The organism is Neorhizobium sp. S3-V5DH (assembly GCF_004343065.1).
Lineage (GTDB): Bacteria > Pseudomonadota > Alphaproteobacteria > Rhizobiales > Rhizobiaceae > Neorhizobium > Neorhizobium huautlense.
In genome coordinates this window covers 29,925-42,385 of sequence record NZ_SMCL01000013.1, presented here as the reverse complement: position 1 = coordinate 42,385, position 12,461 = coordinate 29,925, and the positions used below count along the sequence as shown (strand labels likewise).

12 protein-coding genes and 2 pseudogenes are annotated in these 12,461 nt (G+C 59.3%); 3 read left to right on the top strand and 11 right to left on the bottom strand.

Going from position 1 to position 12,461, the window contains the following annotated elements; translation table 11 throughout:
- Positions 1-7: 7 nt before the first annotated feature.
- From EDE09_RS17840 to EDE09_RS17810, 8 genes and pseudogenes are all read right to left on the bottom strand, one after another.
- Positions 8-673 (bottom strand): SOS response-associated peptidase family protein, encoded by a 666-nt coding sequence (locus EDE09_RS17840; protein WP_132412047.1) that lies wholly within the window; start codon positions 671-673, stop codon positions 8-10.
- Positions 674-683: 10 nt separating this feature from the next.
- On the bottom strand, positions 684-3,950 hold the full coding sequence (locus EDE09_RS17835; protein ID WP_132412045.1) for an error-prone DNA polymerase: 3,267 nt from the start codon (positions 3,948-3,950) through the stop codon (positions 684-686).
- A complete protein-coding gene (locus tag EDE09_RS17830; protein ID WP_207914863.1) occupies positions 3,947-5,461 on the bottom strand; it encodes a DNA polymerase Y family protein in 1,515 nt (504 codons plus the stop codon). The genes EDE09_RS17835 and EDE09_RS17830 overlap by 4 nt, the downstream gene beginning before the upstream one ends.
- Complete coding sequence (locus EDE09_RS17825; protein ID WP_132412041.1) at positions 5,379-6,137, bottom strand: ImuA family protein; 759 nt, start codon at positions 6,135-6,137, stop codon at positions 5,379-5,381. Before EDE09_RS17825 ends, EDE09_RS17830 begins: the two co-directional genes overlap by 83 nt.
- Positions 6,138-6,341: 204 nt before the next feature.
- Positions 6,342-6,530, bottom strand: a pseudogene (locus tag EDE09_RS28715) (hypothetical protein); the annotation flags it as partial.
- A 92-nt stretch (positions 6,531-6,622) separates the two neighbouring features.
- A pseudogene (locus tag EDE09_RS28855) lies at positions 6,623-6,766 on the bottom strand (phospholipase); the annotation flags it as partial.
- Between the two features lie 204 nt (positions 6,767-6,970).
- Positions 6,971-7,123, bottom strand: coding sequence for a hypothetical protein (locus EDE09_RS28235; protein ID WP_165924213.1), 153 nt, complete (start codon positions 7,121-7,123; stop codon positions 6,971-6,973).
- A gap of 104 nt (positions 7,124-7,227) precedes the next feature.
- Positions 7,228-7,401: a DUF3606 domain-containing protein gene (locus EDE09_RS17810; RefSeq protein ID WP_132412039.1), complete on the bottom strand. Its 174-nt coding sequence runs from the start codon at positions 7,399-7,401 to the stop codon at positions 7,228-7,230.
- Between the two features lie 228 nt (positions 7,402-7,629).
- Between EDE09_RS17810 and EDE09_RS17805 the strand changes: the two genes are divergently transcribed.
- From EDE09_RS17805 to EDE09_RS17795, 3 genes are read left to right on the top strand one after another with little or no spacing between them, the layout of a single operon-like run.
- The gene (locus EDE09_RS17805; RefSeq protein WP_132412037.1) at positions 7,630-8,538 is read left to right on the top strand and encodes a Ku protein; all 909 of its coding nucleotides are present in this window, start codon (positions 7,630-7,632) and stop codon (positions 8,536-8,538) included.
- Positions 8,539-8,548: 10 nt separating this feature from the next.
- The gene (locus EDE09_RS17800; RefSeq protein ID WP_132412035.1) at positions 8,549-9,355 is read left to right on the top strand and encodes a Ku protein; all 807 of its coding nucleotides are present in this window, start codon (positions 8,549-8,551) and stop codon (positions 9,353-9,355) included.
- Positions 9,355-9,723, top strand: a complete 369-nt coding sequence (locus tag EDE09_RS17795) for a hypothetical protein (RefSeq protein ID WP_132412033.1) — start codon at positions 9,355-9,357, stop codon at positions 9,721-9,723. Before EDE09_RS17800 ends, EDE09_RS17795 begins: the two co-directional genes overlap by 1 nt.
- A 322-nt stretch (positions 9,724-10,045) precedes the next feature.
- On the opposite strand, the gene EDE09_RS17790 is transcribed toward EDE09_RS17795, so the two are convergent.
- The 3 genes from EDE09_RS17790 to EDE09_RS17780 form a co-directional block, all read right to left on the bottom strand.
- Positions 10,046-10,903 (bottom strand): hypothetical protein, encoded by an 858-nt coding sequence (locus tag EDE09_RS17790; RefSeq protein WP_132412031.1) that lies wholly within the window; start codon positions 10,901-10,903, stop codon positions 10,046-10,048.
- A 109-nt stretch (positions 10,904-11,012) separates the two neighbouring features.
- On the bottom strand, positions 11,013-11,972 hold the full coding sequence (locus tag EDE09_RS17785; RefSeq protein ID WP_132412029.1) for an ImmA/IrrE family metallo-endopeptidase: 960 nt from the start codon (positions 11,970-11,972) through the stop codon (positions 11,013-11,015).
- A gap of 4 nt (positions 11,973-11,976) precedes the next feature.
- Positions 11,977-12,321, bottom strand: coding sequence for a helix-turn-helix transcriptional regulator (locus EDE09_RS17780; RefSeq protein ID WP_221157355.1), 345 nt, complete (start codon positions 12,319-12,321; stop codon positions 11,977-11,979).
- Positions 12,322-12,461: the final 140 nt, after the last annotated feature.

Here is a 12,461-nt window from a genome sequence, read left to right as displayed (position 1 = left end):
ACCTTGGCTACATAAGCATGTTGTCCCGGCGCGGTGAAGCCTTGGAGGGTGAAACGCCGCTTTGCCAGCGATCGCGCGTATGGAGGACTTCGAAGTCATCGGATGACGGCGGCTCGCGGAACTGGAATGCGATGACGTCCTCGATCGAACCGTGAAGCCAGCGGTCATATTCCTCGGCTTTTAGCAAAACAGGCATGCGGTCGTTAAATGGCCTGATCTTCTCATTGGCGGTCATGGTCATGCCGGCGAACACCGGGCCGAAGTCGGGGGTGTTCTTGCAGAAGCCCGCCCAGGCCATCAGGGGTTGGCGGTTCTTCGAAAACCATGATCGGTTTTTTGCCCCTTTGACACCGTCGGGGTTGGCGAAGTGTGTCAAAGGGATCAGGCAACGATATCTGGGATCGACAACGATGCGGTCCCAGAGCGGATTGGTGAGATCAGCGACGAGACCTATCCGGCTCGGGGGCCCGCCCTCGCGCCGCATGTCGCGGGTCTGTCGCGGAAAGCCCCATGGGATCGACTTCAACAGCCTCAACCCGTCTTTCTCAAGGACGATCAGTCCGGGAGTGCCTTCGACCGTTTCGTTCGGCACCTCAATCGCCGGCGCCATGTCGACGGCGAAATGCGTGACAATCTCCTCCAGGCTTTTGGTGACTGCAAACAGACGCGACACACGGGTCTCCTCAGTGGAAGTTTCTGGATTTGATTTTCAGGTTATCGATATGGAGGTCAGGGATATAGATGTCGCGCGCCTGCACGGCAGGCTTGGGATTGTCTCGCGGATCAGGTCCTCCTCCGTGCTTGACCTGGTCGCCGCGACCATGGGGAAGCGGGAAGTCACCGAAGCCGCCGTCGCGGTTCCCAACGCTTGCCAGATCGTTCGAGAAATCGAACAGGCGCTGCGCAACGAGGTGAACGACCTCGCCTTCCCTCTGAATGCGGCCATTGATCGCCATCATGCTCGCGGTCATCAGAACCCGCCGCTGGCGCTCGAAGAGCGAGGGCCAAACGACAGCGTTGACGATACCGGTCTCGTCTTCCAGCGTGAGGAACATGACGCCCTTGGCCGATCCCGGCCGCTGTCGCACCAGAACCAGACCCGCCGTCCACAACCATCTTCCATCGCGCTGACCCATGGCTTCGGCGCAGGTAACAATACCCTTCCGATCGAGGTCTCTTCGAAGAAACGACACCGGATGCGCCCGCAGGGTTAGACCGGTGTGTGAATAGTCCTCGACTACCTCCCTGCCCTCGGTCATCGACTTCAGCGCCACTTCAGGCTCCTGCATCTCGGCGATCACCTTGGCTTCTCGCTCAGCGGCGGCCGCCCAGAGTTCCAAGGGCTCATCCCTCAGCGCCTTGATATCCCAAAGTGCCTGTCGCCGTTCCAGTTGCAGCGATGGCAGGAAAGCATCTGCCTCAGCCAGTTTGACCAGCGACGACGGCGTCACTCCGGAACGCCGCCACATGTCGTCGGCTGAGACGAATGGTTGCTCTGCCTGAGCCAGGATGATGCGCGCGGCTTCGTTGGTGGACAGTCCCTTGACGACACGCATGCCGAGACGAACAGCAAAGCGGTCGGAATTGCCGATCCGCTCCATCGTGCAGTCCCAACGCGAGCGGTTGACGCAGACCGGCCGGACCTCGACACTATGGTTTCGGGCATCCTGGACGATCTGTGCGACGCTGTAGAACCCCATGGGCTGGCTGTTGAGGAGCGCCGCACAGAATACATCCGGGTGATGACATTTCACCCAGGAGCTGGCATAGGCGATCAGCGCGAAGCTCGCGGCATGGCTTTCGGGAAAGCCGTACGAGCCAAAACCCTCAAGCTGGGTGAATGTCTTCTCGGCGAATTCGCGGGTGTAGTTGTTCCTGACCATGCCCTCGACGAGCTTGTCCTTGAACTTCGAGACCCCGCCGGTGAACTTGAAGGTGGCCATTGCGCGCCTAAGCTGGTCGGCCTCACCCGCGGTAAAGCCCGCGCAAGTCATCGCGACCTTCATCGCGCTCTCCTGAAACAGCGGGACGCCCAGCGTCTTACCAAGCACCGCTTCAAGCTCCGGTGTCGGATATTCGACCTTCTCCTTGCCTTCGCGGCGGCGAAGATACGGATGGACCATGTCCCCCTGGATGGGTCCCGGCCGAACGATGGCCACCTGGACGACGAGGTCATAAAATGTCCGAGGCTTCAGGCGTGGCAGCATCGCCATCTGGGCGCGGCTTTCGATCTGGAACGTGCCGAGCGTATCGGCCTTGCGGATCATCGCGTATGTGGCTTGGTCCTCCTGCTCAACGTCCGACAGACCCATCGGAATATTCTTGTTTTCCTTCAGCAGCTCGAACGATTTCGCCATGCAGGTCAGCATCCCGAGAGCGAGCACGTCGACCTTCATGAACTTCAGCGCCTCGATGTCGTCCTTGTCCCACTCCACTACCTGGCGGTCCTTCATGGTCGCCGGTTCGATCGGCACCAGATCGTTGAGCCTGTCCTGCGTCAGAACGAAGCCGCCCGGATGCTGGCCGAGATGGCGCGGCGCGCCCATCAGCTGGGAGCTGAGATCGAGCGCCAGCTTCAGGCGGTAGTCGGCGGTGTTCATGTTGTTGTCTTTAAGCTGCTTCTCGCCGACCCCTTCCGACCAGCCCCAGACGCCGGAGGATAGTTGGGTGATCAGGTCCTCCGGAAGCCCAAGTGCCTTGCCGACGTCACGCAATGCTCCCTTCGCACGATAACGGGTAACGGTAGAGCAAAGGGCAGAGCGTGAGCGGCCATAGGTCTCGTAGATCCATTGAATGACCTCTTCGCGCCGTTCATGCTCGAAATCGACGTCGATATCTGGCGGCTCGTCGCGTTCCATCGAGACAAAACGCTCGAACAGCAGGTCGCCGGTTTCCGGATTGATGCTGGTGACCCCGAGGCAGTAGCAGACGGCCGAGTTGGCCGCCGATCCCCGCCCCTGGCAGAGGATGCCTTGTGACCGGGCAAACCGGACGATGCTGTAGACAGTGAGAAAGTACGGGGCGTATTTCATCACCCGGATGAGTTCGAGTTCATGCAGGATCGCCTTGCGGACCTTGTCGGGGATCCCCTCGGGATATCGAGCGGCAGCACCCTCCCAGGCGAACTTGGTCAGCGACTGCTGCGCGTCGAGGCCCGGCACAAGCGCTTCTTCCGGGTATTGATACTGAAGCTCGCTCATGTCGAAACGACAGCGGTCGACGATTTCGCGGGTGCGCGCCAATGCTTCCGGATAGTCCGAAAACAGCCGGTGCATTTCTTCCGGCGCTTTCAGGAACCGATCGGCATGTCGTTCACGATCGAAGCCGACGCTATCGATGGTGGTCCGATTGCGGACGCAGGTGACGATGTCCTGCAGCTGCCGGCGACTGGGATCGTGAAACAGGACATCGTTGGTGACGACCGTCCTGACCTTGTGGCGCACGGCCATGTTCGACAGGTTGTGGAGCCGCAGACGATCGTTAGGACGTCGGCGCAGGCACAGCGAGACGTAAGCCCTGTCGCCGAAGATCGCGGCGATCTTCCTGACCTGACCTGCAGTGGTCTCGTCGGCCTCATCCGGGATCAGGATGGCAATCAGGCCGCCGCTATAGGCTTCCACATCCGAGAGATCGAGGATGCACTTGCCCTTGCCTCCCCGGCTCTTGCCGAGCGAAAGCAGGCGGGTCAGCCTCGAATAGGCTGGGCGATCGGTCGGGTAGACCAGGATCGACATGCCATCAGAAAGATCGAGACGACAGCCGACAACAAGTCTCACGCCCGTGGTCTTCGCCGCTTCCCAGGCGCGCACGATGCCAGCAAGCGAGTTGCGATCGACAACGCCCAAAGCATCAATGCCAAGCGCTGCCGCGGCGGCAAACAGTTCCTCGGCCGAACTGGCGCCGCGCAGGAACGAGAAATGTGTGGTGACCTGAAGCTCGGCATATCTCATCCGAACACCCCATGCAGAAACCACAAGTGCGAGCCCGTATCGGTATCCACCCCGTCGCCGGCACGATAGACCCAGTAGCGTGCGCCGGCCTCGTCCTCGACGACGAAATAATCCCGAACGGCGGCATGTTCTCTCGGACGAAGCCACCACTCGCCGAATATCCGCTCCGGGCCATCGGCCCGTTTGACGCGGCGACGCTTGCCGCGCCAAGTGAAGACGGCGGGCGGCTGATCGGGGAGAAGAGCGGTGACGTCGATGCGTTCCGGGTTCGCCAGCAGCCGCGAGGGCCTTGGCCATTTGGCAGCCCATGTCGCTCCAGTCTCGTCGGCCGTCGGGCTGACGCGCATCACCGATCGCTCGGGAACGTCGGAGGCGACGGGGATAACCCGGTAAAGCCGCTGGCCACGGTTGCCGAGAATATCGACAAGCGGCGTGACATCGACAACCTGCTCCTCGATGAGTGACGACGCGACCTGCCGCTCCTCCAATGGCTCCGCCATGATGGCGACAAGCACGAGCCGTTCGATGCCGAAGCCGGGGTCGATCTTTTCGATCCGGTCGCAGAGAAGCTTTGACAGCCGGGCGGGGTCACGCACCGGTTTTGCCAGCCCGGCTCGAATACACTGGCGGGTATTGTCGACCCGGTGGATGACCAGATCGGAGCGCCTGACGCCCAGACCACGTGCCTCCAGCTTGGAGGTGAGTTCGCCGACCAGCCGACGCACATATTTGGCGATCGTGTCCGCGGCGCCGATCGGCTCCTGAAAGTTCTTCGCCGCCGCGACGAGCTCTGGCGTTCGCAGAGGCTCGATAGGTTCTGCCATCCGTCCGAACAGTTGATCCAGCCGCCGACCGACCTCCGGCCCGTATCTCAGCGTCAACGGCGCGCGCGGCATGGCGGAGAGTTCACCGACCGTCTCGACGCCCATGACACGCAGCCCGTGAATCGTGTCGGGCGGAAGGCGCAGACAGTGGATCGGCAGGCCGGTCACCGCTTTCGCAACGCCGCCCACCGGAACGACGGTCGTCTCCGCCGACGTTACACGGCTCAGCGCATGCGCCGCGCCCCAGGTATCGGCGACCGCAGCACGAGCGGTCAGGCCTCGTCCTCTCAAGCCGTTGACCAGCCCGGAAATCAGCAGGGCTTCGCCGCCCTGCAGGTGATCGGCGCCTTCGGTATCCATGACGATACCGTCTGTGCCGTCGACGGCGACGACCGGGCTGTACTGCCGGAGCGCCCATAGCGCGAGGCGCTCAAGGGCAGCGGCGTCGGCGCTAGGATCAGCATCGATCATCGTTAGGTTGGCGACTATGGCCTGGGCTTTGCTCGCGGGCATGCAGACCTTGAGGCCAAGTTTGCGCGCGGCGGTGTCTGCAGCCGAGACCCAGCGTTTCGAGCCCGATTTCGAAATGACGACGAGAGGCTGGTCAGCTGGCACGGTTCCCTCTCCATGCCGTCGTATCCGGTCTGTTGGCAAAGTGGGGAAGTAGACACAGACGACCCTTGGCATCACAGGCTCCTAATTCAAACTCAGCACACTCGCCTGCTTTCACCCGCATCAGTTCCGCAAGCCATCGGGCGCGGCCGACCCCCGCCACTGGTAGTTCCTCCGACGGAAGCACGCTCACCCTCCACCGTGTCGTCGAGGCCGTCGGATTGCCGAAATCCGACGCTTCTGTCTGCCGCCGCCATCTGCGGACGACGAGCCCCATGGTTCCTGTCTTTTCGGCGGCCAGTTGAAGTCTTCGGGATGCCACCATCGGCAATCGAACCAGCTCCCCGACCACCGCTGCCAATCCACCAAAGGAGAGCCCTTCTTCCATGGACGCCAGGACATCCTCTTCCTTGTCGCCTTCGCAGAAGATCACGCGGTCGGGATGCAAGCCGGCTTGGGCAATCGCCGGGAAGAAGAGGTCAGGTCTTGTCAGGCACCAAAGCACCTTGCCCTTCGAGCGCGCGGCAATTCCGGCGGCAAACAAGGCCGCCGCCGCGCCATCGACAGTGCCGGCGCCGCCGCCTGCTATCTCGTGAAGCGCGCCGTATGATAGCCCGCCCCCCGGCAGATGCTGGTCCATCTCGCGAACGCCGAAAGGCAAGACGATGGCTTTTTTTGCCGCACTGCCCTCCAGGTGGGCGATGCGGTCTCTCAGCTCCTCGATGACCCGAGGATTATGGACGCGCGACATCGTTCACGGACCTCCTCAGCTCGCGTTGCACGGGACTTCATGCCCCTCAAAATATGGAGGTTCTCTTTTTGTTCCGTTGCTCGAAAAGAGTCAAGCGGGCGTCCGGAGGATAAATTAGGGCGGACTGAAACGCCGATATATGAATCACCAAACGAATCAGTGATGTAGCGGCGCGGCGCCAAGTATTTGCCCGGACTCATTTTTTTAGTCGCTAAAGGGCGTCAACGCCGCGGCGCGCAGCACCCCGGACTCCGATTTCCGTCGCTCGCGAGATTTGGCGGCCCTTCTTGCTTCTCGGAGCTCGTCGAGTGTCGGGTTCCACCACCCTCGGAGCCGCTCGTATTCCCCAGGCTCCGACCTCGCTGGCCAGGTATGGACGAGTTCCTCAAGGGTAACCCTTCGCGCCGGACGACGTCGTTCATAAGTCCGTCGAATGCTTCTCGGGCGCTTTCGATACGCTCCGGATCGAGGGGATTGCCGTCCGTGCTGAACCACTGATGACCGTACCTGTAATGCATCGGGGCGTCTGGAGCGACGAAGCGCGTCCCGGGAAGGCTGGCGCGCCAGGACGATGCCAGCGGCATGAGCTGCGCGCCCGAGGCACCGATCCCATGCAGGAAGACGATCAAGGTTTTATCGGACAACGGTTCTCGCTTTCGGGTTTTGACAAACCGAGGGCGCTCGACCCGTCATGGGGAGCGCCCTCGTTCACCCGGACGGCCGCGACCACGCGAAAATCATTTCGCGGCGCGGCCTGTCGTTGGTTTCGGGTGGTAGTCCCTAGATGATGATTGTGGGGACGATCTTCAAGATCGGATCCAAGTGAGCCCTCATCATCGCCAGAGGCTTTTCGACCGGGCGCCGCGCGTGGCGACATGAACGAGAACAGCCGTCGATAGAAGTATGCTGGAGACGAGAGCGGCGATCGAGAGCAGGCCACCGCTCGAGACATCGACGCTTGCGCGCAAACCGGCATTCTTCGACACGAATATCTCGACTTCAGCCCGTTGACGTTCGCCGTGTGCCGAAATTGTTCCTGAGCGAGCATCAGTCCCTGTGCTCCCGACGCTTGTATCCAGCGTTTGATCCATCAACCTTTTAGATCCGCTTCTACCTTCTTGCGGCTGTTGCCTACGTTTTTGACGGCGTCTTTCACTTTACCCTTCGAGACGCCTTCCTTCTTCGCTTCGTATCGGACCTCATGATCCTGTCCGCCTGCGACCTTCGCTCTGTCCTGCGCCCGGCCGCGTGCTGTCGTCGCCATAGCGATATCTCCTACTTGCTAAGTGATCCTGCCCCTAAACGTTTGATGATTCACGTTGTTCCTTGGCTTACGCGTCGGCGATCCCATCCTCGATAGGTGCCTGCCGGTGCACCCGGAATCAAATTGGCAACAAACGACGCTAAGCCATTGAAAAATGATTCGTTTCGAATCGGAACGAATCACCTCTTCAGACCTTGATTCGCCAGTAGCGATTCGGGAGTAACGGGTATGGCGAGTGGACACAGAGCCCAATGGAAGGGCTTCATCAAGTTCGGGGAAGTCTCTTGCGGGGCGGCTCTCTACACAGCGGCGAGCACCTCCGACCGGATCACCTTCAACACGATCAACAAGGCAACCGGCAATCGGGTCAACCGCGTCTTCGTCGACGGCGAGACCGAAGAGCCTGTGCCGAAGGAACAGCAGACCAAGGGCTTCGAGACCGAGAACGGCCAGTATATCGTCATTGATCCGGACGAGGTCGCCGCCACCATTCCGGAGTCAAACAAGACCCTCGAGATCGAAGCGTTCATTCCCTGCTCTGATGTCGATGACGTCTACTTCGACAAGCCCTATTACCTGACACCGGACAAAATGGGCGGCGACGCCTTTGTCGCGCTGCGCGACGGAATGCGGAAGTCGAAGGTGGCGGCGATCGCACGGACCGTCCTGTTCCGCCGTATGCGGACCGTGCTCATCCGGCCGCATGGCAAAGGTCTCATCGCCACAACCTTGAACTATGACTACGAAGTCCGCTCGTCGAAGAAGGCGTTCGAGGAAATGCCGAAGCTGAAGATTGAAGGCGAGATGCTCGATCTTGCCAAGCATATCATCAGCACCAAGAAGGGCGACTTCGATCCGGCCACGTTCGACGATCGATATGAAGCAGCGCTCGCCGCTCTGGTGAAGGCGAAGATGGAAGGCAGATCCCTGCCTAAGCCGAAAAAAGTCGAGGTTTCGAAGCCGAGCGATCTGCTTGCGGCCCTTCGCGAAAGCGCTGGCATGCTTAAGGCTACGGGGGAGAAACCGAAACGCACCGCCGCCAATGCCAACGCTGGCACCGGTCGGCAGCGCGCCGCGCGCGGAGCGGCTGCGAAGGCCGCCTCCTTCAAGGCTGCTCCGCAACGCACGGCGGGTTAGGAGACAGGCGATGGCAACGCGATACTACTGGAAGGGCTATCTCAAACTCTCGCTGGTCACTTGCCCGGTGGCGATGACGCCCGCGACGAGCGAGAGCGAGAAGGTCCGCTTTCACACGCTCAACAAGGAGACGGGCAACCGGGTCGTGTCGCAATATATCGACTCCGTGACCGGCAAGCCCGTTAAGGACGAGGACGAGGCGAAAGGCTATGCCCGCGGCGAGAACGACTATGTCATTCTCACGGACGACGATCTCGACCGGGTGGCGCTCGACACCGTCAAAACGATCGACATCGAGAAGTTCGCTCCGGCGGAATCGATCGAATGGGTCTACCTGGAGAAGCCGCACTACCTCATGCCGGACGACGCGGTCGGCAATGAGGCGTTCGCAGTCATCCGGGATGCGATGAAGGCCGACAAAGTCGTCGGCATATCAAAGCTCGTCGTCGGCCGACGCGAGAAGGCGGTCGTGCTCGAGCCGCGGGATGAAGGCATCGTCCTGTGGTCCCTGCGTTTCGGCGACGAGGTTCGGCCGGAGGAGGCATATTTCGAGGACATCGACGACGGGGCCGATCCCGATCTCGTGCCGCTGGTCCAGAAGCTGATCAAGCAGAAGACGAAGCGGTGGTCACCCGACATGGTCAGCGATCCTATTCAGGAAAGCCTTCTCAAGCTGATCGAGGAGAAGAAGAAGGCCTTGAAGCCGAAAAAGAAGACTGCGAAAGCGAAGGACGCCCCGGCCACCAACGTCATCAACATCATGGACGCCTTGCGGAAGAGCGTTGCCGACGAACTTAAAAGCAAGAAGGCAGGATGATGTCGCACGATTTTGAAATCCAGCTCTGCGAGCCGGCGCCCTTCTTGTATTTCGAGAATGGCCAGATGGCCGTGACCGATGGCGCGTCCGTCTGGCTTGTGATCGTCACGTGCGAAGCCATGAAGGCGACAGCGCGCCCGCCGGAAATGTCGCTTCGGCGGCTCGTTCGTTTCGTCGAGTATTACCGCGACCTGGCCGCGGCTGCGATCCGCCGTGGTGAAGACGTCGACGGCAAGGTCTGGGTGACGGAGGCGACGGTCCTCTCGTCGCCTCCGTCGTCCGAGGTGCACAAGGAACTGATCTCATCGGGACGTCGTCCGCCGAGCGGAATACCGCAGGAGCCGGCCGATGCCAGCCATGGTGCGTGAACACAGAGGATATCGTATCGCGATCTACAGCCCGAGTTCGCATTTCGCTGTGGTCACCGCCCCGGGAAGCAACCGGGTGCTTGACCTCCAGGAGAAGAGCCCCGATCCACCGTGGTCGAGGGGCCGCTTGTCTTCCTGGATCGCGCCAAGGCGTGGGTGGACGATCTCACGGCAAGAGAGCGGCCAAGTGTTACCGTCTCCGAGTAAACTACGCGGCGTGAAGCTCGCGCCGAACCAATCGCGGCGATAGGCACTCCTCGCAAATGCCATAACAGTCTTCGAAATTAACTGGGAAAAAGTTTCCTGATCGTAAGCCGAGATATCAATCGTAGAACGCGCTGTTGTCGACAGTGACGACGACGCTGTCTCTTAATATACGTTGGGGCTCGATTACTCGCGCTTTCATGCTTGCGGTATACGGATAGGAGTCGGAGAGAACGGCTCCCATGTCATTTCGGATATCCGATCTGGAGCCATACTGAAGCTCGACATAAACGGTACCCGCGATGGCCAGTTCTATGAACTCGTCATCAACGAACGTAATTGTGTAGTCGTCGATCTCATGTCCATCGACAGAGGTATGAGTTGATAGCTCATCAAGCTCCTGCAAGGTCTCCGATAGAAATTTGTCGAGAACCGTGTCGAAAACCTCTGTTCTCAACGAGCGATGGACTTCCTCTCGGCAAATCCGAGCTGCGTCATAGATATCCAACAAGCCGTCCAGCGAGTCATCCACCAGAACACGTATCTCCTCATCGTCATCGAGAATGGTTTCTTCCCGCACATGCGTTGAACGATTGAGCATTTCGATTGTCTTCAGCAGTGGTCGCGCGATCTTGCTCAGGTCAAGTTTCAGAACGTTTTCCACAAAGTCTCTCGGCAAAGCCCCTTGCACTATGTATGTGACCCGCTGCAACCGCGTCGGGCCTTTGGTATCTTTGACAAGCTCGTACCAACTACACGCCGTCACGAGTTGATCCGGGGCCATTGAATGAAGCACGTGACCCGTGAGTTCACGCATCGCTGCTGCACATAGGTTGCCCCGGATTGGATTTTCGCTCTCGCCGACAAGAAAGGCACCCTCGAGCACAGTCTTCATGAAATGATCATCGGGGTGTTCGGCGGCGAGCGATTCTCCCTTTGCACGAATCTCCGGCCATTCTGGGACTCTGTAGGGCATTGCTGTGTAACCCATTATTTGTTTATCGAGGTCTTCAGGAAAAGGAATCTGCCCATCGAGAGACAAACTTGGGCCTTTAGAACAGAGTCCGTGGTCGCTCTCGTAGCGTTCAAAGTTTTAGCTGCGTCACCATTCGCACGATCCGACTTGACGGAAATGGCACAACGATGGATTTCTTCAGCTCTGCTCTCGCATGGATGAGGATGAAGCTGTTGAATGGCGTCGCAAATCCCTCAGCGATGAATTCGACGACATCGCCGTTCTTGTCCTCAAGTTGCAGGGTTCCAGGGCGGGACATGCGTCGACCTGCAAGTGGTACGAACTCCGCAAGCGGGCTCAATCGGTCAACATGTTCGGGCAGTTTCAACTCACCAAACCGCTTCTGGAAAAGCGGCGAGAGTTCTACGCGACGGAGCTCGGAACGCATCCCGAGAACAGGGCATATTTCTACGGGGTTGAGGACAATCACAGCGCACGCGCGCTCATTTCGCCGGACATATTCCCTCATAGAGGCATAAGCGGACGCACCAAATTTTTTGCTCAACGCCAGCGGGACTTTTATGCCGAATGCACTATCGGCCGCCATTTCAGCGAAGCGCCCGTCTTGAAACAGGACGACCGATGCGAAGATGTTCGCCTCGCGCTCAAACTGGTCGGAGACATCCGGCGACAGCGACTTATCGCAATCCTGAATCCAGCGAAAAAGCTTAGATTGATGTGGGATGTGCTTGTGACCGGCTTCGTGAAGCTTGAGAAAATTCTGCTTGGATTCGGCAACCGTACCATCGACATGGATTATATCTTCTTGAACGTCGAAGATGCCCCTCACCTTCTCAATTGCCGATTTGATGAGGCTTGCCGCCCGCTCACCAAATTCGCGGGCATGACGAAGAAGCTGACGCGGATCGAACGCGCTCATTGGCGCAACGCGAAGCTTCGCGGCGCTTAGCAGATCTGGGACCGGCGTAGGCAGCCGGTCCCATGCGCTTGCCTTATTCAACAGATCGGTCGCTGCACGATGGATTGCTGCATACTCGCTCGCAGTGAGGGAACTGTCGTCAGGCTTCAAGTGGTCAATCCTTCTTCGATCGCAGATAACCGAGATACTTCAGCAGTTCAGATTCTTCGGCCTGCGTTAAGTTCAATTCAGCGAAAGTCGCCGCCCTCCCATGGCGTTCAACATCGGTACGCGTCGTCGTTATATAACCTGCTAACTCCATCAGTTTGTCGTAGTCCACGCCATAAAGGTTCGCGAGGGCATAAAGGATGTTTGGGGACGGCTTCTGAATTTTACCGTTCTCAATCTGGCTTAGATAAGCATTTGAGACTTCTTTATTTGTCGCCTCTTCGACAGCGCGAAGAGTAAGCTTTCTATCTGTGCGGATTGACCCGAGATATTCTCCAAGGGTGACTTTCACGGCTCTCCTCTTTCGATGACAGCGTTTCGGGCGCCAGCGCTGCCGGTGGATTTCGCGGCGCATGACATTGTATCGCCGGCGCTTGATAAGTCAAGCATGCGTGCTGTGTGCTATTTTTATCAAGCATGCTATTTCTCTGC

What these genes read in the sequence shown, in the direction of transcription:
- EDE09_RS17835 (WP_132412045.1), bottom strand. Translation starts at nt 3,950, where the DNA reads ATGAGATATGCCGAGCTTCAGGTCACCACACATTTCTCGTTCCTGCGC.
- EDE09_RS17830 (WP_207914863.1), bottom strand. Translation starts at nt 5,461, where the DNA reads ATGCCAAGGGTCGTCTGTGTCTACTTCCCCACTTTGCCAACAGACCGG.
- EDE09_RS17825 (WP_132412041.1), bottom strand. Translation starts at nt 6,137, where the DNA reads ATGTCGCGCGTCCATAATCCTCGGGTCATCGAGGAGCTGAGAGACCGC.
- EDE09_RS17810 (WP_132412039.1), bottom strand. Translation starts at nt 7,401, where the DNA reads ATGGCGACGACAGCACGCGGCCGGGCGCAGGACAGAGCGAAGGTCGCA.
- EDE09_RS17805 (WP_132412037.1), top strand. Translation starts at nt 7,630, where the DNA reads ATGGCGAGTGGACACAGAGCCCAATGGAAGGGCTTCATCAAGTTCGGG.
- EDE09_RS17800 (WP_132412035.1), top strand. Translation starts at nt 8,549, where the DNA reads ATGGCAACGCGATACTACTGGAAGGGCTATCTCAAACTCTCGCTGGTC.
- EDE09_RS17795 (WP_132412033.1), top strand. Translation starts at nt 9,355, where the DNA reads ATGTCGCACGATTTTGAAATCCAGCTCTGCGAGCCGGCGCCCTTCTTG.
- EDE09_RS17790 (WP_132412031.1), bottom strand. Translation starts at nt 10,903, where the DNA reads ATGCCCTACAGAGTCCCAGAATGGCCGGAGATTCGTGCAAAGGGAGAA.